Genomic DNA, 21,111 nt, shown 5'->3' with positions numbered 1-21,111 from the left:
CGGTCAGGTGCCGGCTGCCTCGGCCTCGCCCAGACCGAAGTTCTCGATGAAGTCCTGGGTGTAGTGGACGCCGACCTCCTCGCGGAGCCGCTGCAGCAGGGACTGGAGCATGGTCAGGTTCCGCTCGGCCAGGAGTTCGTTCCGTGTCGCCTCGGGGTCGAACAGCACAGGATCGAAGGACTCACGCTCGGTCACCTCGAACAGAACGGCGCCGAACGGAGTGTCCACCGGACCGCCGAACTGGCCCGCGGAGAGCGCGAACGCGGCGCGGGACAACTCGGGTAGTGCGCCCAGCGTGCCGATCGGTTGGCGCAGGCCGAAGCTGCCGCTCTCCTCGATCACGGCATCGAACTCCTCGGCCGCGTCGTCCATGCTCAGCCCGTCCTCGACGCGCCCCCGCGTCTCGGTGAGCGCCGACGCCAGGAGCTCGGTCTCCTTCTGCCTGCGGACGACCTCGCGAACGTCGACCTCGACTTCCACGAACTCCGAGTCCCGGGGCGGCAGCACCTCGAGCACGGAGAGGAGAGCCCAGCCTGCGGCGATGCGAACCGGCTCGGACCAGGCGCCGGTCTCGAGACCGAACGCCGCGGAGCTGAAGTTGAAGTTGCGGCCGATGCCGGCCACGGCATCGTCTTCGCCGAACGGCTCCGTGCTGGCGTAGACGAGCGCTTCGGCGGCGGCCAGTTCCCGGGCCTCGTCCTCGCCGGCGAAGGTCTCGTCCGCCAGGCGTTCGTGCAGGGAATCGATCCGGCTCTTCGCCTCCTCTTCGGCCCGGGTGGCCAGGAGCTGGACCCGGATCAGGTTGGCGACTTCCTCGAGGGTCTGGCGCCCGCCTTCGCGGCGCTCGTGGACCTGGATCAGGTGATGGCCGGTGCGCGGACCGAGCTGGTTCTCGACCGGTCCCACCAGGTCGCCGCTTGCGGCGCCGAACGCGGCGTCCTCGAAGGCCTGCGTCATCGCGCCGCGGCCGAAGTAGCCGAGGTCGCCGCCGGCTTCCTGCGTGGCCTCGTCGTCCGAGTACTCGCGGGCCAGCGCCGCGAAGTCCTCTCCGGCCTCGATGCGGCCGCGCAGCCGGTTCAGCAGGCTGCGCGCCTGTTCCGCGTCCCGTTCGCTGTTCTCGAGCAGAAGGATGTGGCTGGCCCGAACCTGCTCCGGGATCTCGAACTGGGCCGGGTTGCCTTCGTAGTACGTCCGGACCTCGTCGTCGGTCACCTCGAGTTCGGCCCGGACCGTGTTCGTGCTGACCAGGAGGTAGCCCACCCGCCGGCGCTCGGGGAGCCTGAACTCCTCGCGATGCTCTTCGTAATAGGCCGCGGCCTCCTCGCTCGAAGGCTCGGCCTCGGCGGCGAAGCGGCTGGCCGGCACCTGGAAGTAGCGGATCGCGGCGCGCTCGGCGGCGTCGCGGGCGCGCAACTCGACTTCCGCGTCGGAGACGTGGGCGACCTCCGTCAGCGCCGCCTGCAGCTTCCCCACGAGCAGCGACGTGCGCAGGTCGGCCTCGAAGTCGTCCACCGTGAGCCGGTTCGCGCGCAGGAGATCCTGGTACTGCCGCGCGCCGATGAAGTTGCCGGCGCCGTCGGTCAGGGCGGGGACGGAGAGGATCTCCTCCTGCAGCTCTTCGTCGCTGACGGTCAGCCCCATCTTCTCCGCCTCCATGATGAGAAGGCGGTCGGTGATCAGGGCTTCCAGGGCCTGAACCGGCAACTGGAGCTGGTCCGCGAGATCCGCGTTGAAGGCGTCGCCGTAGATCTCCCGGTAGCGGTTCTCCGCGTTCCGGTAGCTGCGCTCGAACTCGGCGAAGGTGATGCTGTCGCCGCCCACGATGGCTGCATCCGGGTTGATCTGAGTGCCGTCGAGCGTCTGAAAGTCGGTGAAGACGAGCAGCACGAAGACGAGGGCGAGGCCGATGGCCAGCGGATAGAAGCTCTTGATGTTCTTGCGAATGACGTTCAGCATGATTCGGACCCAGGCGCTCGGTAGAACGCAGAAGGTCTTGCATCGTAACAGGATCGGGCGGCCGTCCGGCGGTTATGATCGCGGCGCGAGGTTCATCCCGAATGCGTTTTCTGCAGTGGTTCTCCAGCGATCTGGCCATCGACCTGGGTACGGCCAACACGCTCGTCTTCACCCAGGCGAACGGCATCGTCGTCCGGGAGCCGTCGGTGGTCGTCGTCAACAGCCAGAGCAACCGCATCGAGGCGGTCGGCACCGAGGCCAAGCAGATGCTCGGGCGCACGCCGGGCATCCTGTTCCTCGTACGGCCGATGAAGGACGGCGTGATCGCCGACTTCGAGATGACCGAGCACATGCTCAAGCACTTCATCCGGAAGGCCCACCACGGCCGCCGGCTGGCTCGTCCGCGGATCGTGATCGGCGTGCCTTCGGAGATCACGCTGGTGGAGAAACGGGCGGTGAGGGAGTCGGCGATGAGCGCCGGGGCCTCGGAGGTTTTTCTGGTCGAGCAGGCGATGATGGCGGCGATCGGCGCCGGCCTGCCGATCACGGAACCGACGGGCAACATGATCGTCGACATCGGCGGCGGCACCAGCGACGTCGCCGTCATTTCGCTCTCCGGGACGGTCTACAGCCGCTCGCTGCGCGTGGCGGGCAACGCGATGGACGAGGCGATTGCCCAGCATCTGAAGAGCAAGCACAACATGCTGGTCGGCGAGCGGACCGCCGAGAGGATCAAGGTCGAGATCGGCTCCGCCTTTCCGCTCGAGCAAGCGCTGTACATGGACATCAAGGGGCGTGATCTCGTGCGCGGCGTGCCCCGAAGCCTCCGGATCTCCGACGGCGAGATCCGGGAAGCGCTGGATGAACCGGTTGCGCAGATCGTGAAGTCCGTCCTGCAGGCCCTCGAACGGATGCCGCCGGAACTCTCGGCCGACGTGATGGACAAGGGCATCGTGCTGTCGGGCGGCGGCGCGCTGCTTCACGCGCTCGACCAGCGGCTGCGCGAGGAGACCGGACTGCCGGTCTTCGCCGCGGAGGACCCCCTTGCCTCCGTCGTGCTTGGCGCCGGCCGGGTGCTGCGGGACATCGATCTGCTGCGCAGGGTCTCGGTTCGCTAGGGAGCGTTCACCGAGATGAGCGAGCGTCGGGTCGCCATCCTGTTCGCCGTCACGGTGACCTTTCTGCTCGCGTCGTTGACCGCTCAGTCGCCGGAGCGTGCGGGCGACGTGGCGTTGTGGGTGGAGGCCCCCGCGAAGCGACTGGTCTCCGCGGCCGCCGATGTCGCGGGCGGCGTGCGAGAGGGGTGGCGGACGAGGGCTCGGCTGGAACGCGAGAACGAGGAACTTCGAAGCCGGCTGCGGCAGCTTGAGGCGGCCCATGCGACCGCTCTTGGCGCGGAACTGGAGGTCGACCTGCTTTCGGCGCCGTTCGGATACGCGCGGCCGCCGGACGCGGAGCTTTTGCTGGCGGACGTCGTCTACGTCGACTACCACTCGTGGCGGCGCACGGCCATTCTGCGGTTGCCTCGCGGCAACGCGAGGGCGGAGTGGGCGCGGCGGCCCGTGACCACGGTCGACGGGTTGCTGGGCCGCGTCGTTTCGGCCGGGGGCGACTATGCGCGGGTGCTGCTCCTTACGGATCGAGACTCTTCGGTGGGCGCGATGATCCAGCGAACGCGCCGTCAGGGCATCGTCCGGGGCACGGAGGCGGCAGGCGTACTCTCGCTCGCGTACGTGCCGGTGCAGGTCGATGTCCAGCCTGGAGACCGCGTGGTCACGGCCGGTATCGACGGCGTCTTCCCGCGAGGAATCCCGATCGGCACGGTCACCTCCGTCGAGTCCGGCGGCGATCACTTCCACGAAATCAAGGTCGCCCCGCGCGTGGATCTCGGTTCGCTCAGCCATGCTTTCGTGTGGCGCCGCGACCCGGTGCCCGAGGCGGTCATGGACGGCGCGGATGCCGTGGGCCGCTAGGTTCGCGGCCAGTCTGGCCCTGGTGTCGCTGGTCGAATTGCTGCTGGCCGAAGTGCTGCCGGCGGCCGGGCGGACGATCGACCTGTTCGTGCTCCTGGTCGTGCTCGGCAGCCTGGCCGGCAACTCGCTCCAGGGCGTCGCGGGCGGCCTGGTCGCGGGCCTGGTTCAGGACACGCTGAGCACTTCGCCATTCGGCCTTCACGGCCTCGCCTGCTGCGTCGTAGGCTACGGAGTCGCCCGCCTGTCGCAGCGCGTGGACACCGGCCAGAGGACGGTGGCGTTGCTCCTGGTTGCGGTGGGTACGCTGGTGCATCAGGCGATCGTTCTCGGCCTCCTCAGGTTTCTGGAAGTCGCCGAGTTCGGCGCCGCCGTCGTTCCGCTACGCGTGGCGGCGACGACCGCCGTCGGCCTGCCGAGCCTGTGGTTGTTCAACCGGGCCCAGGCCTGGGTCGATGAACGGCGTACCCTGAAGGAGGGGAGGGCGCGTCCGCGGTGACCGCGACGGCCACATGATGAGTCTGCAGAACCCGGTGCAGGAGTACAGCTCGGATTGGGTCCTGCTGAACATGGCCGCCCGGCTCAAATGGCTGTGCGGCGTGCTGGGCATGGCCCTGGCGGTCGTGATCGGCGCCTACTGGTATCACCAGATCATTCGGGCGGAGCACTACGAACGTCTGGCCGAGAACAACCGGCTGCGGGTGCTGCGACTGGACGCGCCGAGGGGACTGATCTACGACCGTTCGGGGCGGATCCTGGTGGAGAACACGCCCACTTTCCGCTTGATGATCGACCGCAGCGTGAGTTCGGACCTTGGCGCCAGTCTGGCTTTCGCGGCCGGGATCCTGGGCCGGGAGGAGCGGGAACTCAGGGCCGCGCTGGAGCGTCATCGGGGCGTGGCCCGGGAGGTGCCGGTGCTGCTGGCCGAGGACCTGGAGCTGACCCAGGTCGCCCGGTTTGAGGTTTCGGAGCCCGAGCATCCGGAGTTCGAGATCTCCACTTCGAGGCGACGCCTGTACCGGCACAGCTTTCAGACCGCTCATGTGGTGGGCTATCTGGGTGAACCCACTCCCGCCGAACACGACCGCGACGATTCTCTGGCGGCCGGGGATCTGGTAGGCCGCAGCGGCGTGGAACTGCTGCGGGATCGTCGGCTGCGAGGAAACCACGGCGAACGGATCGTGGTCGTCGACAGTCGGGGCCGCCTGATGGGCGAGGACGTGCGGCGGGCGGACGCCGAGCCCGGCGAGTCCGTGACCCTGACGATCGACCTTAGGCTGCAGCAGTTGGCCGAGAGCCTGCTGGCGGACAAGGCCGGCGCGATCGTCGCGCTCGACCCCCGCGACGGCGCGATCCGGGCGATGATCTCCTCGCCGTCGTTCGACCCGAACCGCTTCGCCGGCCGGCTGAGCCAGGAGGACTGGGACGGGATCGTCGACGCACCGGGAAAGCCCCTGCAGAACCGCGCGATCCAGAACACCTACCCGCCGGGCTCGGTGTTCAAGATCGTGATGGCGGTGGCGGGTCTGGCGGAGGGACTGCTTCGCCCCGAGGAACGGGTCTACTGCAGTGGCGCGACCCGGCTCTACGACCGCCGCTGGCGTTGCTGGCAGCCGCGTGGGCACGGCTTCGTCGATCTGCGCGGGGCCCTGCAGCACTCCTGCGACACCTACTTCTACCGGCAGGGCGTCAAGATCGGAATCGAGGTGATCGCCGCCTACGCCCGCCGGCTCGGGCTGGGTGGCCGAACGGGGGTCGAACTCCCCGGCGAGAGTGAGGGTCTCGTACCCGACCCCGAGTGGAGCAGGGATCGGCGGGGCTATCCGTGGTATCCGGGCGAAACGGTCTCGGTCGCGATAGGCCAGGGGCCGCTGCTGACTTCGCCGCTGCAGGTGGCGGTGATGACCGCCGCGGTGGCGAACGGGGGGTTCCGGGTGCGCCCGTACATGGTCGCGGGCGGCGGTGAGCCTCCCGAGCCGCTCGGCCTGGATGCCGAAGTGCTCTCCTTCGTCGCCGAAGCGCTAGCCAACGTCGTCGAGAACGGAACCGGACGCAGTGCCAGGACGCCGGTGGTGGCCGTCGCGGGCAAGACGGGAACCGCCCAGGTCGTCGCGCAGGAGACCTGGATCCGCTCGGAGGATCTCCCGCCCGATCAGGCCGACCATGCCTGGTTCACCTCCTACGCTCCGGTGGACGCGCCGGAGCTGGTGGTCGTCGTCTTCGTCGAGAACGGGGGCAGGGGCTCGGAAGCGGCGGCGCCACTGGCGAGAGAGTTGCTCGAGGGTCACTTCGGTGCTGCCGCAGGAACCTGATCGCTGGCATCTGCTGCGCCGGGTCCGGTCCGTCAGCTGGCTGCTCGGCGGGTCGGCGCTGGCGTTGTCGGTGATCGGCCTGGTCGTCATTTCCAGTGCTTCGGCGGACATGACGACCGACTACGAGATACGCCAGTCGGCGTGGATCGTTCTCGGTCTGCTGGTCATGGCGGCAGCGGCGGCGGTGGACTATTCGTTCCTGCTCCGCTACGCCTTCTGGATCTACCTGGCCGCGGTCGCGGTGCTCGCGGCGGTGACCTTCTTCGGCCACGAAGCGGGCGGGGCCCGGAGCTGGATCGGGATCGGCGGTTTCGGCGGTCAGCCGTCGGACTTCTGCAAGATCGCGACGGTCCTCCTGCTGGCCCGTCACATGGCGGAAGCGCAGGCGCCGGTAGCGCCTCGCGGCTGGCTCTGGTCGGCTTCGGCGTTCGTCGTGGCGCCGGTGCTGCTGATCGCCCTGCAGCCGGACATGGGCGGCGCCCTGATGTTCGTGCCGATGCTCGCAGCGATGGCCATCGTCGCGGGCCTCAGACTCCGGTCCGCCCTGATCGCCCTGGGGGTGGCCGCGGTGGTCGCGGGCGCCATCTGGGTCTTCGCCCTGCAGGACTACCAGAAGGACCGGGTGTCGAGCTTCTTCAGGCCCGAGGCGGACCCGCTCGGGTCGGGCTACCAGGTGCGCCAGAGCCGCATCGCCATCGGGTCAGGCCAGATGCTGGGCAAAGGCTACGGCGAGGGCACGCAGTCGAATCTGCAGTTCCTGCCGACGCCTCACACCGATTTCGTGTTCGCCGTGCTGGGCGAGGAGTACGGGTTCATGGGCGTCACCGTCGTCCTGGGGCTGCTCCTCCTCTACCTGGGAAACGGCGTGCGCGCGGCGCTTGCCGCGCGAGACCCGGCCGGCATGCTGCTCGTCGTCGGCCTGCTCGGCTTCATCGCGGGCCACGTTCTCTACAATACGGCGATGGTGGTCGGTCTGCTTCCGATCACCGGCATCCCGCTGCCCTTCCTCAGCTACGGCGGCTCCTTCATGCTCTTCTGTTGTGCGGCCACCGGGTTGATGATCCGCGTCGACGTTCAGCGCTTCGTCAACATCTGAGCGGGCCGTCAGGGGCGGCCGCCGGCAACGACATGCACAGGGAGCTTCTGGTCGAAGGCGACCCGCACCAGACCCGCCTCGCCGTCCTGGAGGCCGGCCGGCTGGTGGAGTTCTTCGTCGAGCGCCATCGTGGCCGCGGCCTCGTCGGCAACATCTACAAGGGGAGGGTACGGCGGGTTCTTCCCGGCATGAGGGCTGCCTTCATCGACCTGGGACTGGAACGGGACGGCTACCTGTACCTCGAGGAGATGGCGGTTTACGAGTCGGGAGCGCCAGGCGGAGACGGCCGGCGGATGAGCTCCGGCATCCCGCGGCGTGGCCAGGAAATCGTCGTTCAGATCGCCAGGGAAAGACTGGCGGACAAGGGACCCCGGGTCACGACCGAGATCACGCTTCCCGGCCGGTACCTGGTGCTGACGCCCCTGGCCGGTCGGTTGGGGATCTCCAGGCGGATCGAGGAACCGGACGAACGGGCGCGTCTGCAGACGGTGGCCCTGGAACGGTGGGGCGATGCGCTCGAAGCGACGGGATGCATCGTGCGCACGGCGGCGGCGGGGGCGCCGGCGGAGGACCTCGGGAGGGAGTACGAGGTTCTGGCGGAGGTCTGGCGGGAGATCGAGGGGCGGGCGGCCGCAACCGCGGCCCCGGCACTGCTCCACCAGGAGGAAGAACTCGCGGTACGCGTGATTCGCGACCACTTCGGGGAGGACTTCAGCGCCCTGCTGGTCGATGGCGCCGATGCGCACAGGGTCATCCGCGAGTACCTCGGGCGGGTCCAGCCGGAACTCCTGACGAGGCTGGAGAAGAGCCGCCGCGGTCTGTTCGATCGCTACCGGATCGACGCTGGCGTCGACGCCGCGCTGGAGCCGCGGGCGCCGCTGCCCTCCGGCGGCTACCTGATCATCAATCAGACCGAGGCGCTGGTGGCCATCGACGTGAACTCCGGCCGCGATGTCGGCCGTGGCGGTTTCCGCGACACGGTCCTCCGGACCAATCTCGAAGCGGTGGCGGAAGCCGTCCGCCAGATACGGCTGCGGGACCTGTCCGGCATCCTCGTCATCGACCTGATCGACATGGAGCACGAAGAAGATCGTCGCACGGTGTTCACGCGGCTCGAGGCGGAACTGCGGAAGGACCGGGCCCGGAAGCGGGTGCTCGAGATCTCGGAGTTCGGCCTGGTCCAACTAACCCGGCAGAGGCGGCGCGAGAACCTGGAGCGGGCGCTCATGGGGCCCTGCCCGACCTGCCGGGGCCGGGGCCGTATCAAGTCCGTCGCGACGATCTGCCTGGAGTTGCGGCGAACCTGTCTGGCGCACGCCGGCCGCGGTTGCCGCCAGTTGGCGGTGCGGGTCCACCCGGAGGTGCTGGACGGCCTGAACGGTTCCGAATCGGACGTGCTGGACGGGATGCAGGGAGCGTTCGACGTCCCCATCCTGCTGCGGGCGGATCCGGACCTCGATCGGGAGCACTTCGTCGTAACCGAGATCGAAGGGCCTTGACGGCCAGGGCCGAAGGACCGGAACGCCGGTTCGAGTTCGACGACCTCACGGGCGCCGTCACGCCGACCGCCGTGGACGGTGACCTGGGTGCCGGCTTCGAGGAGACCCTGCGCCGGCTGCTGGACCCGGGGAGCGGCCGGCGCAGCCTGCACTGGGGACGGAGCTACCTCTACGAAGCCGGCTGGCGAGGGCCCGCGGAGGCGACCGAGACGGCCGTGGTCGTCAAGCAGTTCCGCCACGACGATCTGCACGCGCGGCTCCGCCGCCGGCGCCGGGGCAGCCGGGCTCGCCTGAGCTTCCGGGCCGCGCTCCGCTTCCGGCGTCTCGGGATCCCGACGCCGGAACCCCTCCTCTATGCGGAATCCAACACCATCGACGGTCCCGCCTGGTACGTCTGCCGCCTGGTGCCGGACGCGCTGGAGTTGCGCTACGTCCTGCGGGCCCTGAACGGCGGCGACGGACCCGACCAGTTTCCCGGAATCCACGGCCCGACCCTGTTGCGGAGGGTCGGGGCGCTGGCCGCGGAGCTGCACCGCCACGGCGTCTGGTTCAGGGATCTGACCTCCGGCAACGTCCTCCTGTCGGAAGCGACGACCGAGGCGAAGCTCTTCCTGGTCGACCTGAACCGCGCCCGTTTCCGCCGACGGCTGTCGACCAGTCAGCGACTGAGGGACCTCAGCCGGATGCCGGTGCTGCGGCCGGAGGATCGCGCCGAGTACCTGGCCGGCTACCGGCCGGGCGGCCTGCCGCGGCTTCAGCAAATCTGGTTCGAGACCTGCCACCGCGCGTTCCGTTTCAAGTTGGGATCGAAGCAGGGCGCGCGCCGGGGCCTGCGGCGTCTGTCCGATCTCCTCCTGCCGCGCCGCCGCGCCCACCCCCACGTTCCCGACGCGGAACGCGGGGCCATGGCCACCGAGCGCACGGTCTGGGATCCACTGACCGATCAGCCGCATCAGCAGGCCACCCGCGGCCAGCGCCTCGGCGTGCGCCTGCGCGACGCCGGCCACCACGCTCGGCCGCTGCTTCGATCCGCCGGACCGCTGCTCCTGTCGGTCGCGGAGGCGCGTCGCGTCAGGCGTGCCCTGGACCGCGCGCCGGCGCCGGTCCGCTTCGGCGGCCTGGGCGTCGCGATCGGACCCGGCTCGGCCCCGGTCTCTTCCCTGGCCGGGGCGGTCGAGGAGCTCGGAGTCGACACCGTCCTCCTGCGCTTCCACCTCTGGCAGGGCGTCGACGGCGGCCTGCTGGAACTGGCGCGGACTCTCCGCCGTGGCGAGCGGCCGGTCGACCTGGTGTTCCAGTTCAGCCAGGACCGGTCGCTGGTTCGGGACGCCAAGCTCTGGCGACGGCGGGTCGAGGAAGCCGCGGCCGCGCTCGCTCCCTGCGGGCGCCGGTTCCTGATCGGCCAGGCGCCCAATCGCAGCAAGTGGGGCGTCTGGCGGCCCGGTGACTACTGGAACCTGCTGGCGGCCGGCGCCGAGGCCGTACGGGCCCAGTGCCGCGACGCATGCGTTCTCGCACCCGCGGTGATCGACTTCGAGCCTCACGCGACAGCGGCTCTGATCCACTCGGGACAGCGGGAGCGCCGGTTCGACGTTCTGGCGAGCCAGCTCTACGTCGACCGGCGGGGCGCGCCGGAGAACCGCCAGCTCGGCTTCGACCTCGCCGGCAAGCTGGCGGTTCTGCGCTCCCTGGCTCGCAGGGCCCCGGACTGCGCGTCGGACAGGAGCTGGGTCACCGAGTTCAACTGGCCGCTCGCCGAGGGTCCGCACGCTCCCGCCGGCCGCGATGTCGCCGTGGACGAGGACGCTCAGGCCAGCTACCTCGTCCGCTATGCCCTGGAGGCGCTGGGCAGCGGTCTGGCGGAGCGCGTGTACTGGTGGCAGTTGGCGGCCGCGGGTTACGGATTGCTCGACCCGCGGGGCGACGGCCTGCGGCGGCGTCCGGCCTGGCTCGCCCTGCGTCAACTCCAGCGCGAGCTGGCCGGCGCGGAAGTCGTACGCCTGCGGATGCCGTCAGGGCTGCGCGGCTACCGGGCGCTTCGGGAGGGGCGCGAAGTCCTGGTCGTCTGGGCGCTGGACGGCCGCGGTCGCTCCTACCGGCCGCGGAGGGAGGTACGCGCGGTGCGAGACCGCGATGGACGGGAACTCGACCGGGTTCCCGCCGTGCTTGCCGGGGCGCCGGTGTACCTCGAGTGCGAGACCGGCGGTCCGGCCCGCGCACCCGCGTAAGATGCTCGCGGCAATGGTCGACTTGGCCCGAACGCTGGTCCGCTACCGCAGCCTGCTCTGGACTCTGGTCATGCGCGAGCTGCGCGCCCGCTACCGGGGAAGCGTCCTGGGGTTCCTGTGGTCCCTGCTCAATCCGCTCCTCCTGCTCGCCGTCTACTCGTTCGTGTTCGGCATGATTCTGAAGCGCTCGGACCTGGTGGCGGTCGAGCCCTACGGCGTGTTTCTCGTGACCGGCCTGTTCCCCTGGATCTGGGTCTCCACCTCCCTGCTGGAAGGCTGCACGTCCCTCACCGCCAACGGCGGCCTGATCCGGAAGGCGGTGTTTCCGGTCGAGGTGCTGCCGGCGGTCGCCGTGGCGGCGAACCTGGTGCACTTCCTCCTGGCGCTGCCGATCGTCGGGGTCGCTCTGGTCGCCGGCCGGCTGCTCGGCTATCCGATCTCCGGCTGGACGGCCGTCCTGCTGCCGGCCGTCCTGGCGATCGAGCTGGTCATGGTCGCCGGCCTCGCCTTCGCGCTGGCGGCACTCTGCGTTCACTTCAAGGACGTGCGGGATCTCCTCGGCAATCTGCTCGTGCTGGCGTTCTTCCTCGCGCCGATCATCTACACCCTGAACGATCTTCCGCCCCAGTTCGCGCGGGTGGTGCAACTGAACCCGATGACTTCGTTCACCACCGCGACCCAGGACCTTCTGTTCTTCGGCCGCCTGCCCGAACCCCACTTGTGGGTGATCATGGCCGCGATCGCCGCCGTGTCGTGGGTGGCGGGCGCGGGCCTCTTCTCCCGCCTCTCCGACACCCTGGCCGAGGCGGTCTGAGTTGAGCCCGCCGGCGGTTGCGGCGAGCGGCCTGTGCAAGCGGTACCGGCGCGCCGCCGGCGGATACCGGCTGCGGACGCTGAAGAGCGCGCTGCTCGAAGGCAGCCTGACCGGGGGCCTGGCCTCGGGTGAAGTCGTCGAGGCCCTGACCGACGTCAGCTTCGAGGTCGGGGCCGGGGAGGCGGTGGGGATCATCGGCGGCAACGGTTCGGGCAAGTCGACGCTGATCAAGCTCGTGGCCGGTCTGCTGCCGCCGACTTCCGGCGAACTCTCGGTGAACGGACGGGTCGCGGCCCTGATCGAGCTCGGCGCGGGCTTTCATCCCGAGATCTCCGGCCGGGAGAACATCTTCATCAACGGGGCGCTGCTCGGGCTGAGCCGCCGGCGGATCGAGCAGCGCTACGACGACATCGTGGAGTTCGCGGGTCTCGGCGACTTCATCGAGGAGCCGATCAAGTACTACTCCTCCGGCATGTACGTGCGGCTCGGCTTCTCGGTCGCCATTCATACCGACCCGGAAGTGCTCCTGGTCGACGAGGTCCTGGCCGTCGGCGACGAGGAGTTCGTTCACCGCTGCCTGGCGCGGATCGAGGAGCACCTGGCCGGGGGCGGAACGCTGCTCGTGGTCAGCCACACGATGACCCTGATCGACGAGATCTGCGACCGGGCGATGTGGCTGGATGGCGGGCGGGTCCGGGGTCTGGGGTCGACGCGACGGGTCATCGACGCCTACCTGGAGTCGGTGGCGGCGCGCGAGGGCGAGGCCCACGACCGGCGCCGCCAGTCGGCTGAAGGCGAACACGCCACGACCGCGACCGCGGACACTGCCGAAGAGGTCGCGCGCTGGGGTTCGGGCCAGGCCCGGATCCTGGCGGCGCGCCTGCTGGCCGGCGAGGAGCGGCAGGAGCGCTACCACGTCCACTGCGGGGAAGCGGTGGCCTTCGAGCTCGACGTCGAACCAAGAGAGGAACTGTCCGACTTCGTCTTCGGCGTCGGCGTCAAGACGCCGCGGGGCGTCGACTGCTGGGGCACCAACACCGATCTGGCCGGCTACGAACCGCGCTCTCTGGCCGGGCCCGTGCGAGTGCGGCTCGTCTGTCCGGAGCTGCGGCTGGCGCCGGGCGAGTACACCGTGGACATCGCTGTTCACGCCCGCGACGGCAGGGCGTACGATTACCGCCGCCGGGCGCTCCGGTTCACGGTGACGGAGAGCACGTCGCTGAGGAGCATCGGTCTCTACCTGCCCGACCACGAGTGGCAGGTGGAGACGCTGGGCTCGCGGAGCGACATCGACTGGCTCTCGCCCGGCGACCAGGCCGGCGACCAACGGAGGATCGAATGAGCGACCAACCCAAGGAAGGACCGGGCGAGCAGGATGCGTCCTCGTCGATCAACGTCAAGATCGGCGACGCCGAGCTCAAGGGGGCCTACTCCAACCTGCTGCGCATCACGCACACCCGCGAGGAGTTCATCCTCGACTTCATCAACGTGGTTCCGCCTCAGGGCATCGTCAGCGCCCGGATCGTGACGAGCCCCGGGCATCTCAAGCGGATCATCCGGGCCCTGGGCACGAACCTGCGGCGCTACGAGGAGGTCCACGGCGTGATCGAAGAGGCGCCCGACCCGACGGAAGCGCCCAGCCGCGTCAACTGACGCGCTGGCTCTTGATGCAATCGAAGCGAAGGAGTGTCGATTGCAGCTGTTCAGCCTAAGCGCTGGCTCTTGATGCAATCGAAGTGAACGGGTGTCGATTTCACCTGTTCAGCCTACGCGCTGGCTCTTGATGCAATCGAAGCGAAGGAGTGTCGATTGCAGCTGTTCAGCCTACGCGTTGGCTCTTGAGGTACATCGAGGCGATCACGTCGCGGTAGCGCTCGTTGACGATCTTCCTGCGCACCTTCAGCGTGGGAGTGATCTCGCCCTCCTCTAGCGTCAGTTCGCGCTCGAGCAGCCGGAAGCGGCGCAGGCGCTCGTGGGCCGGCAGCCGCTCGTTCGCGCGGTCGAGCACGCCCTGGACGAGCTCCTGGAGGCGCGGGTCCTGGCGGAGTTCCGAGGGGTCCATGTCGGTGAACGGCGCCGGCGGCTCCGCGTAGTTCGGAACGATCAGGGCGTTGAGGTACGGGTAGCCGTCGCCGACCACGACCACCTGAGCGATGGCGGGGTGCGTGATCAGCATCTGCTCGATCGGCTGGGGCGCGACGTTCTTGCCGCCGCTCGTCACCAGGAGGTCCTTCTTGCGGTCCGTGATGTAGAGGTAGCCGTCGTCGTCGAGGCGGCCGATGTCGCCGGTGTGGAACCAGCCGTCCCGGTCGATCGCCTCGGCGGTGGCCTCGGGTTTCTTCCAGTAGCCCTGCATCAGGCCCTCGGTGCGGGCGAGGATCTCGCCGTCGTCCGCGATGCGAAGCGAGACTCCCGGCGCGGCCGTGCCGACCGAGCCGCGGCGGGAGGCGCCGGGGTACTCCACGGCCAGAACCGGTGCGGTCTCGGTCAGTCCATAGCCCTGGTAGAGGCGGATGCCGATCGCGTCGAAGAACTCGGCGACTTCATTGGCGATCGCGGCGCCGCCTGAAATGGCGAACCGCAGGCGGCCCCCGAACCGCTGCTTGATCTTGCGGAACACGAGGCGGTCGGCGATCAGGCCCTGGAGCACCGCGCCCCCACGTTCCGCCCGCCGCTTGCCGACCTTGAGCGCCCAGGCGATCAGCCGGCGGCGGGCCGGCGGCTGGCTCGCGAACAGGTTCTGAATACGCAGGTAGGCGCTCTCGTAGAGCCTGGGCACCGAACACAGGACGGTGGGCCGAACGTCCGGCATCAGGCCAGCGACGCGCTCGATCGCGGGGGAGTAGTGGATCGACACTCCGCGGTAGAAGAAGAGGTAGTCGACCGTGCGCTCGAAGACGTGGGAGAGCGGCAGGAAGGAGAGCGCCTGATCGTCCTCCCCCAGCGGATAGAGCTCCTGGCAGGCCAGGATGTTCGAGACGAAGTTCCGGTGCGACAGGACCACGCCCTTGGGGTCGCCGGTGGTGCCGGAGGTGTAGATGATGCTCGCCGTGTCGTCCTGGCCGACCCGCCCGCTGAACGTCGCGAGGTCGGCATCCGTGGCCGGCGGCGCTCCGGCGATCAGGGCTTCGAGGTGGGTGCCGCCGGGGGCGGTGGCCTCGGCATCCAGCGCCACCATGCGCAGACCGCGCTGCTCATCGCCGTCCTGGACGTCGTCGCCGCCGTCGTTGGGAACGATGCCTGACAGCAGGTCCCGTTTCGCCTTGTCGTCGTAGAAGATCCAGCCGGCGCCGCTGTCGAGCAGGATGTAGGCGACCTGGGGCGCGTTGAGAGTCGGATAGATCGGCACGGACACGGCGCCCAGCAGGTGGCAGGCGAAGTCGACGATGTGCCACTCCGGCCGGTTGGTCGCGAACAGCGCCACACGGTCGCCCTTCGCTACGCCGTGCGACTCGAGCGCCTTCGCGGTCCGGCAGACGGCGTCGAGGAACTCCCGCGCGGAAAGCGAGTCCGTCCGGCGATGGCGCCGGATGGAAAGCAGGGCCTCGCGTCCGCCGTAGCGTTCCGCTACGACTCGAAGCAGGTCGGACAGAGTCTCCAAGCAGTAAACGCTAGCACTATGGCGGCCGCTCTCCGAACAACGCGGAACCGATCCGCACGTGGCTGGCGCCCTCGAGGACCGCGGCCTCGAAGTCGGCGCTCATGCCCATCGACAGCCATCCCTCCCGGTCGCCGAACAGGCCGCGCTGGGCCATCCGGTCGCGCAGGCGCCTGAGAGCGGCGAAGTCGGCGCGGGATTCGCGCGCGTCGGAGCGCTGCGGCGGAATCGCCATCAGGCCGCGCACCCGCAGATGATCGAGTTCGCCGATGCGCAGCATCGCTTCCGTGTCCTCGGGCAGGAAGCCGTGCTTGCTCGGCTCGCGGCCGATGTTCACTTCGAGCAGACAGCCGCGGACGCCGAGTCCCCGGCTGCCGAGAACACGGTCGAGCCGCTCCGCGATCCTCGGCCGGTCTACCGCTTCGAACACGTCGAAGGCGTCGCAGGCGCGGGCCGCCTTGTTCGTCTGCAGCGGTCCGATCAGGTGCCAGGCGACCTGGTCGCCGTAACCGGCGTTGACCAGCGCAGCGCGGTGCGCCTCGCCCTCCTGGACCTGGTTCTCGCCGAGGACGCGGAGGCCGGCGTCCAGCGCCGCGGCGATGCGCTCGAGCGGCTGCCGCTTGCAGGCGCCGACCAGGGCGACATCTTCCGGCTCCCTGCCTGCCTGCCGGCAGGCCTCCGCCAGCCGCTCCACTATCTCCGCGTAGCGTTCGGCCGCCGTCTTCCCCGGCGTCTCGCTCAGCCGGTCACTCCGCCGTCCAGGTACAGGATTCGCTGGCAGGAGTCGCAGGGTACGAGCGCGCCCTGGGTCTGAATCTGCACGACGACCTGAGGTCTGATCCGGTAGTTGCAGAACGAACAGTGCCGGATGGGAGCACCGGTACTCTCCACGACTCCGATGGCGGCCAGCGGCGCGCCGCCGTGGCGGTCGAACAGGCGCTCGTACTGGAGGAGGGCGGCCGGCGGGAGGCGTTCACGGAACACCTCGATCTGCCCCTCGAGCGCTTCGACCCGCTTGCGCATCTCGGGCTTCTGCTCTTCCCACACGGCGAGCTGCTCCTGGTACTGCTCGTCGAGCGTCTCGAACGCGCCGCGGATTTCGTCGAGCTGCGCCGACGCCTCGTCCTGGCGCTCGATGGCCAGCAGCGCCTGCTCGTCCGCTTCCCGCATGCCGGCGCGCACCGTGTCGATCTCACTCAGAAGGGCGCCGTATTCGCGCTGCGTCGTGACGCGGGCGATCTGCTCCTGGTAGCGCTCGATGCTCTCCTTCCCCGCCGCCGCTTCCGCTTCCGCGGCGCGGCGCTCGAGTTCGGCCTGCTGGCACTCCTGCTCGAGCCGTTCGATCTCGCTCCGTTGGTGCTCGTACTGGTCGTGGAGCTCCTGCATCGACTCGGGAACCCCGTCCAGCAGGGTGCGGCTGTGGGCGAGTTCCATGCTCGCCTGCTGCAGATCTACGATCGTGTCGAGGACTCGTTCCATGCGCCGATTGTCAGAGGTTCCAGTGAGTTAGCGATCGCAGGCTCCGCAGTTCGCGGTGTGGGTCCACCTGGATTCGAACCAGGGACCTGCCGGTTATGAGCCGGATGCTCTAACCGCTGAGCTATGGACCCTCAGGGCACCCGAGCGCAGTGCCGCAGTATAGCCCCACGTTGAGCCTCCGTGCGCGCCCTGTCGCGGCCCGCCTTGGGGTATAGTCCGCGGCACGCAACAAGCGGTCCAAGGAGGCGCCAGAATGTCGAGATCCACTCCAATCGGGCGGCCGGGCCGGGCGGCGTTCGCCGCTTGCGCCTCGGTCATCGTCCTGTTCGCCGCCTTGGTCGCATGCGGTCCTTCGGAGGAGGAACGGGTGTCCGCCGCGCGCGCCGATGCGTGGGCCGAGTTGCAGGAAGAGCAGGCGGCGCTGAACGCCAAGCGCGACGAACTGGCAGGGCTTCGCGCGCGGGTTCTCGCGGCGGGCGAGGACGACGACGTCGAGGCCCTCACCGCGCAGGTCGATTCCCTCGACAACGAGATCGGAAACGACGGCGAGGCCTTTGCGACCAAGCTGGTCAACTACATCAACGAGGCGGAATGGGAACTCGGCGGTGAGATGACCGAAGAGCAGCGGGCCGCCTTCGCGATGAAGAGCGCCGAGGACATGTACCTGGCCGAGGAGTACGTGGTCAAGGGCGGCGACTACCGCCGCGCGGTCGAGATCCTGCAGCGGGCCCTCGGCGTCGACCCCGACAACGCCGACCTCCAGGCGCGGCTGGCCGAGTACCAGGACGCGCGCTACATCACCGCCGAACGGCTGGCGCAGGTGGAGCGGGGCATGACCGAGGCCGAGGTCGAAGCGCTGCTCGGCAAGGTGTTTCACCGCAACGTCCGGGAGTTCGATGAGGAGAACGTGTTTGCCTGGTTCTACCCGAAGAACCCCGAGGAGCATGGTGCCGGCGCGGCTGCCGGGGTGTTCTTCCGCGAGGGCGACGGGAAGGTCTACCGCACCGACGCCAACGCTGTCGAGGGTCAGGCCGAGGAGGAGTAGGCGTGCCCGGCCCTTGACGGGGCGGGCCGGCTCGTGCAGAATCCGCGTTCGCCCGTGGGCTGACGTGCGTCGGCAGCGATCGGGCTATCCGGGCGGGAGCCCGCGGGTCAACCAACGGAACGAGATCACTTCATGCCGGTTGTGCAGGTACGCGAAGACGAGAGCTTCGAGAATGCGCTTCGCCGCTTCAAGCGGAAGTGCGAGAAGGAAGGCATCCTGACGGAGCTCAAGAAGCGCCAGCACTTCGAGAAGCCGTCCGTCAAGCGGAAGCGCAAGGTCATGCAGGCCCGCAAGAAGATGTTGCGGCGGCTGGCTGAGGAGCGCCGCGCCGGTCTCGCCTAGGGCGTCCCCGCAGCGAATGCGCTGCGCCGAGCTTGGTGATCCGTTACCGGGCTGACAGATGAGTTGCTGTAGCGCCGCTACCTCCGAGGCGCTCGAGTTTCCGTCGCTGCTCGCCGTCCTCGCGGGTTTCGCCTCGACCGACATCGGGGGCCGGGCGGTACGCGCCATCGCGCCGGAAACCGACCGCGACGAGATCGACCGGCGCCGGGTTCGCTACGCGGAGATTGCCCGGGAGGTCGAACGGGACGGTGTCCTGGTGCCGTCGCTCGATGGGCTTCTCGACCTGCGCGATCATCTCGAAGGGGATGGTCGAGGGTTGGGCGGTCCGGAGCTGCTCGACCTGTCCGCGGCGATCGAGGCCAGCGAGGAGGTGCTGGGACGGCTGGAGAGTCCCGACGCGACGCCGCAATGCGCCGCCGAGGTGGAGACGCTGCGACGGATGGAGGCCGACGCCGCGGAAGCCGTCCCTCCAGGCCAGCACGGCGGAGGCTGCGCCGGGTTGGCGAACCGCCTGCGCCGCATGCTGAACCGGCGCGGCGAGGTGCGGGCCGACGCGACGCCGCGGCTGCGGACGCTCGGCCGGGACGCCCGGCGCGCTCAGGCGTCGGTCGAGGCCTCGGTTCAGGCCTACGTGCGGGAGCACGGCAACGCTCTGGCGGACGACTCGACGCCCATGCGGGGCGGCCGGCTGTCGGTCCTCCTGCCCTCGGGTAGCCGCGGCCGGCTCGCCGGAATCGTCAGGGGCCGCTCCGCCTCGGGCAGGAGCTTCTACTTCGAACCCTCGGAGGTGGTCGAGGGCAACGACGAGTTGGAGCGGATCGCTTCCGAACGGGACGTCGAGCGCACCCGCATCCTGGCCGAGCTGGTGGCTCAGGTACAGGTTCTCACCCCGGCGATCGTCGCCCGTATCGACTTCCTGGCCGCCGTCGATGCGATGCAGGCGGCGGCGCGCTTCGCCGTCGACCTCGACGCTGCGCTGGTCACGGTCGCATCCGACGGTCCGGCCGGCAGGGCGCCGCTGCTGGAACTCCGCGGCGCTCGCCATCCGCTGCTTGATCCGCGGCTGGCCGACCGCAGGGAGCTGGCGCTGGGCGCGGCCGGCAACCGGGGCGTCGTCGTGCCGCTCGACCTGAAGCTGGACGATCAAGCAGGGAGCTCCGTGAGAAGGCTCGATAGCGGTGAGGGCCGTTCCTGGCCGGGGAGTAGAAGCCTGGTGCTGACCGGTCCGAACGCCGGCGGCAAGACGGTCGCCCTGAAGACGGTGGGACTGCTGTGCCTGATGAACCAGGCCGGTCTGCCGGTTCCCGCCGGACGGGACAGTCGCCTGCCGATCCTCGACCACGTCGTGGCGGTGGTGGGCGACGAGCAGAGCGTCCTCGACGAGCAGTCGACGTTCAGCGCCCGGTTGCTGCGCCTCCGCGAGGTCTGGCGCCGCGCCGGGCCGCGCACTCTGGTCCTGCTCGACGAGGTTGGCGCCGGGACGAACCCGGAGGAGGGCGCCGCGCTCGGCATCGCCCTGCTCGAGGGACTGGTCGAGCGCGGTTCGCTCGGCATCCTGACGACGCACCTCACCCAGCTTGCCGCGGCCGCCCTCGAGTCGCAGTCGGCCTCCTGCGCCGCGATGGGTTTCGATCCGCAGAACGGCCTGCCCACCTACCGGCTGGTCGTCGGCCCGCCCGGAGGCAGCCAGGCGCTGGCGCTGGCGCGCCGGCTCGGCCTCCCGCCGGCCTGGCTGGAGCGGGCCGAGCACTTTCTGGGTTCCGAGCACCAGAAGCTCCGGCGCGTGCTGGAGCGCAACGAACGCCTCCGCGAGCGGCTCCTGGAGCGGGAGGCGGAGCTCACCCGGCTGAGCGCCGAGACGGAGACGGCCCGCGCCCGCTTCGAGACCCGGCAGGAGTCGCTGCGGGCGGCCAGACAGCGGCTGGAGCAGACCCTCGGACGCGAAGTCGACGCACTGCGCCGGGCGAATCGCCGCCGGCTGGACGAGGCTTTGGCCGAGTTGTCGTCGATGCCCCGGGGACCGGGCAAGCGAGCCTTCGCCCGGGCGGCTTCGTCCCTGCACGGCGAACTCGACCGGGATCTGTCGGCGGCGGCCGATCGCGCTTCACGGGCGGCCGGCGAGATCGACCCGGCGCCGGAACGGGAACCGGAGGAACCGTCGCAGCCGGAGGAGCAGCGTCCCCTGACCCTCGGTGCCCGCGTCCGCCACCGCTCATTGGGCTGGCTGGGTGAGCTGGTGGACCTTCGCGGCGACCAGGCGACCGTGCTGGTCCGCGGCAAGCGCGTCCGGACGCCGAGCGCCGACCTCGTGGCGGTAGCCGGCGGAGAACGCCCGGCGTCCGGCCGGGTCCGGGTCCAGAGGTCGCAGGCCGACCCGGTGGAGGCGGAACTGCTCCTCATCGGCCAGCAGGTCGAACCGGCTCTGGAATCCCTTGACGCCTACCTGGACCGCGCCCTGGCGGCCGGCCACGAGCGGGTCCGGGTAGTCCACGGCCACGGCAGCGGCCGGCTGCGCCGGGCCGTTCGCACGCATCTCCGGGACCACCCGGCGGTCGCCGGTTTCGACCCCGCGCCCCCCGCCTCCGGTGGCGACGGCGCCACCGAAGTCCTGCTGCGCTGACGCCGCCACCCGCCCGTCTCGGGCTCAGAAGGGGTTCGCTCCCAGGTGACGCTCCCGCTCAAGAGGAGATGGGAGGGGTTGCGCTCGCTCCGCTTCACTCGCTCCGGTTCGGCGTCGGCTTTCGGGAAGGCATCGGCCGTCGCTCGTTCAGA

17 protein-coding genes and 1 tRNA gene are annotated in these 21,111 nt (G+C 69.8%); 13 read left to right on the top strand and 5 right to left on the bottom strand.

What is annotated here, in order from left to right:
- Nucleotides 1–3: 3 nt before the first annotated feature.
- Nucleotides 4–1,956 (bottom strand): SurA N-terminal domain-containing protein, encoded by a 1,953-nt coding sequence (locus tag OXI49_01775; protein MDE2689212.1) that lies wholly within the window; start codon nucleotides 1,954–1,956, stop codon nucleotides 4–6.
- A gap of 101 nt (nucleotides 1,957–2,057) precedes the next feature.
- Between OXI49_01775 and OXI49_01770 the strand changes: the two genes are divergently transcribed.
- Genes OXI49_01770 through OXI49_01725 form a run of 10 tightly spaced genes read left to right on the top strand, consistent with a single transcriptional unit; the run spans nucleotide 2,058 to nucleotide 13,528 of the window.
- Nucleotides 2,058–3,074 carry a rod shape-determining protein gene (locus OXI49_01770; protein MDE2689211.1) on the top strand — a complete coding sequence of 339 codons (1,017 nt, stop codon included), beginning with the start codon at nucleotides 2,058–2,060 and terminating at the stop codon, nucleotides 3,072–3,074.
- Nucleotides 3,075–3,089: 15 nt separating this feature from the next.
- Nucleotides 3,090–3,929: a rod shape-determining protein MreC gene (mreC, locus tag OXI49_01765; protein MDE2689210.1), complete on the top strand. Its 840-nt coding sequence runs from the start codon at nucleotides 3,090–3,092 to the stop codon at nucleotides 3,927–3,929.
- Nucleotides 3,913–4,425, top strand: coding sequence for a rod shape-determining protein MreD (gene mreD, locus OXI49_01760; GenBank protein MDE2689209.1), 513 nt, complete (start codon nucleotides 3,913–3,915; stop codon nucleotides 4,423–4,425). Before mreC ends, mreD begins: the two co-directional genes overlap by 17 nt.
- Before the next feature lie 16 nt (nucleotides 4,426–4,441).
- The gene (gene mrdA, locus OXI49_01755) at nucleotides 4,442–6,238 is read left to right on the top strand and encodes a penicillin-binding protein 2 (GenBank protein MDE2689208.1); all 1,797 of its coding nucleotides are present in this window, start codon (nucleotides 4,442–4,444) and stop codon (nucleotides 6,236–6,238) included.
- On the top strand, nucleotides 6,219–7,334 hold the full coding sequence (gene rodA / locus OXI49_01750) for a rod shape-determining protein RodA (protein MDE2689207.1): 1,116 nt from the start codon (nucleotides 6,219–6,221) through the stop codon (nucleotides 7,332–7,334). The genes mrdA and rodA overlap by 20 nt, the downstream gene beginning before the upstream one ends.
- 32 nt (nucleotides 7,335–7,366) lie before the next feature.
- Nucleotides 7,367–8,833, top strand: a complete 1,467-nt coding sequence (locus tag OXI49_01745; protein MDE2689206.1) for an Rne/Rng family ribonuclease — start codon at nucleotides 7,367–7,369, stop codon at nucleotides 8,831–8,833.
- The gene (locus OXI49_01740; protein ID MDE2689205.1) at nucleotides 8,830–11,061 is read left to right on the top strand and encodes a hypothetical protein; all 2,232 of its coding nucleotides are present in this window, start codon (nucleotides 8,830–8,832) and stop codon (nucleotides 11,059–11,061) included. The genes OXI49_01745 and OXI49_01740 overlap by 4 nt, the downstream gene beginning before the upstream one ends.
- A gap of 13 nt (nucleotides 11,062–11,074) precedes the next feature.
- A complete protein-coding gene (locus tag OXI49_01735) occupies nucleotides 11,075–11,875 on the top strand; it encodes an ABC transporter permease (GenBank protein MDE2689204.1) in 801 nt (266 codons plus the stop codon).
- Nucleotide 11,876: 1 nt separating this feature from the next.
- Nucleotides 11,877–13,217, top strand: a complete 1,341-nt coding sequence (locus OXI49_01730; protein ID MDE2689203.1) for an ABC transporter ATP-binding protein — start codon at nucleotides 11,877–11,879, stop codon at nucleotides 13,215–13,217.
- Nucleotides 13,214–13,528: a DUF3467 domain-containing protein gene (locus tag OXI49_01725; protein MDE2689202.1), complete on the top strand. Its 315-nt coding sequence runs from the start codon at nucleotides 13,214–13,216 to the stop codon at nucleotides 13,526–13,528. The genes OXI49_01730 and OXI49_01725 overlap by 4 nt, the downstream gene beginning before the upstream one ends.
- Before the next feature lie 166 nt (nucleotides 13,529–13,694).
- Here OXI49_01725 and OXI49_01720 read toward each other — a convergent pair whose 3' ends face one another.
- The 4 genes from OXI49_01720 to OXI49_01705 form a co-directional block, all read right to left on the bottom strand.
- A complete protein-coding gene (locus tag OXI49_01720) occupies nucleotides 13,695–15,476 on the bottom strand; it encodes a long-chain fatty acid--CoA ligase (protein ID MDE2689201.1) in 1,782 nt (593 codons plus the stop codon).
- Nucleotides 15,477–15,492: 16 nt separating this feature from the next.
- Entirely contained in the window at nucleotides 15,493–16,170 is a 678-nt protein-coding gene (locus tag OXI49_01715) for a YggS family pyridoxal phosphate-dependent enzyme (protein MDE2689200.1), read from the bottom strand.
- A 41-nt stretch (nucleotides 16,171–16,211) separates the two neighbouring features.
- On the bottom strand, nucleotides 16,212–16,952 hold the full coding sequence (locus OXI49_01710) for a hypothetical protein (GenBank protein MDE2689199.1): 741 nt from the start codon (nucleotides 16,950–16,952) through the stop codon (nucleotides 16,212–16,214).
- A gap of 58 nt (nucleotides 16,953–17,010) precedes the next feature.
- Nucleotides 17,011–17,083, bottom strand: a tRNA-Ile gene (locus tag OXI49_01705).
- A gap of 122 nt (nucleotides 17,084–17,205) precedes the next feature.
- Here OXI49_01705 and OXI49_01700 point away from each other — a divergent pair.
- From OXI49_01700 to OXI49_01690, 3 genes are all read left to right on the top strand, one after another.
- The gene (locus tag OXI49_01700; GenBank protein ID MDE2689198.1) at nucleotides 17,206–17,997 is read left to right on the top strand and encodes a hypothetical protein; all 792 of its coding nucleotides are present in this window, start codon (nucleotides 17,206–17,208) and stop codon (nucleotides 17,995–17,997) included.
- 132 nt (nucleotides 17,998–18,129) lie between these two features.
- Nucleotides 18,130–18,339, top strand: a complete 210-nt coding sequence (gene rpsU / locus OXI49_01695) for a 30S ribosomal protein S21 (GenBank protein MDE2689197.1) — start codon at nucleotides 18,130–18,132, stop codon at nucleotides 18,337–18,339.
- Between the two features lie 58 nt (nucleotides 18,340–18,397).
- On the top strand, nucleotides 18,398–20,959 hold the full coding sequence (locus tag OXI49_01690; GenBank protein MDE2689196.1) for a Smr/MutS family protein: 2,562 nt from the start codon (nucleotides 18,398–18,400) through the stop codon (nucleotides 20,957–20,959).
- Nucleotides 20,960–21,111: the final 152 nt, after the last annotated feature.

The sequence above is a fragment of the Acidobacteriota bacterium genome (assembly GCA_028875725.1).
Classification (GTDB): Bacteria; Acidobacteriota; Thermoanaerobaculia; order Multivoradales; family Multivoraceae; genus Multivorans.
Note: the sequence above shows the minus strand (reverse complement) of the source record. Positions and strands in the feature narration are given on the sequence as shown.

What these genes read in the sequence shown, in the direction of transcription:
- OXI49_01775 (MDE2689212.1), bottom strand. Translation starts at nt 1,956, where the DNA reads ATGCTGAACGTCATTCGCAAGAACATCAAGAGCTTCTATCCGCTGGCC.
- OXI49_01770 (MDE2689211.1), top strand. Translation starts at nt 2,058, where the DNA reads ATGCGTTTTCTGCAGTGGTTCTCCAGCGATCTGGCCATCGACCTGGGT.
- mreC (MDE2689210.1), top strand. Translation starts at nt 3,090, where the DNA reads ATGAGCGAGCGTCGGGTCGCCATCCTGTTCGCCGTCACGGTGACCTTT.
- mreD (MDE2689209.1), top strand. Translation starts at nt 3,913, where the DNA reads ATGCCGTGGGCCGCTAGGTTCGCGGCCAGTCTGGCCCTGGTGTCGCTG.
- mrdA (MDE2689208.1), top strand. Translation starts at nt 4,442, where the DNA reads ATGAGTCTGCAGAACCCGGTGCAGGAGTACAGCTCGGATTGGGTCCTG.
- OXI49_01745 (MDE2689206.1), top strand. Translation starts at nt 7,367, where the DNA reads ATGCACAGGGAGCTTCTGGTCGAAGGCGACCCGCACCAGACCCGCCTC.
- OXI49_01735 (MDE2689204.1), top strand. Translation starts at nt 11,075, where the DNA reads ATGGTCGACTTGGCCCGAACGCTGGTCCGCTACCGCAGCCTGCTCTGG.
- OXI49_01725 (MDE2689202.1), top strand. Translation starts at nt 13,214, where the DNA reads ATGAGCGACCAACCCAAGGAAGGACCGGGCGAGCAGGATGCGTCCTCG.
- OXI49_01710 (MDE2689199.1), bottom strand. Translation starts at nt 16,952, where the DNA reads ATGGAACGAGTCCTCGACACGATCGTAGATCTGCAGCAGGCGAGCATG.
- OXI49_01700 (MDE2689198.1), top strand. Translation starts at nt 17,206, where the DNA reads ATGTCGAGATCCACTCCAATCGGGCGGCCGGGCCGGGCGGCGTTCGCC.
- rpsU (MDE2689197.1), top strand. Translation starts at nt 18,130, where the DNA reads ATGCCGGTTGTGCAGGTACGCGAAGACGAGAGCTTCGAGAATGCGCTT.
- OXI49_01690 (MDE2689196.1), top strand. Translation starts at nt 18,398, where the DNA reads ATGAGTTGCTGTAGCGCCGCTACCTCCGAGGCGCTCGAGTTTCCGTCG.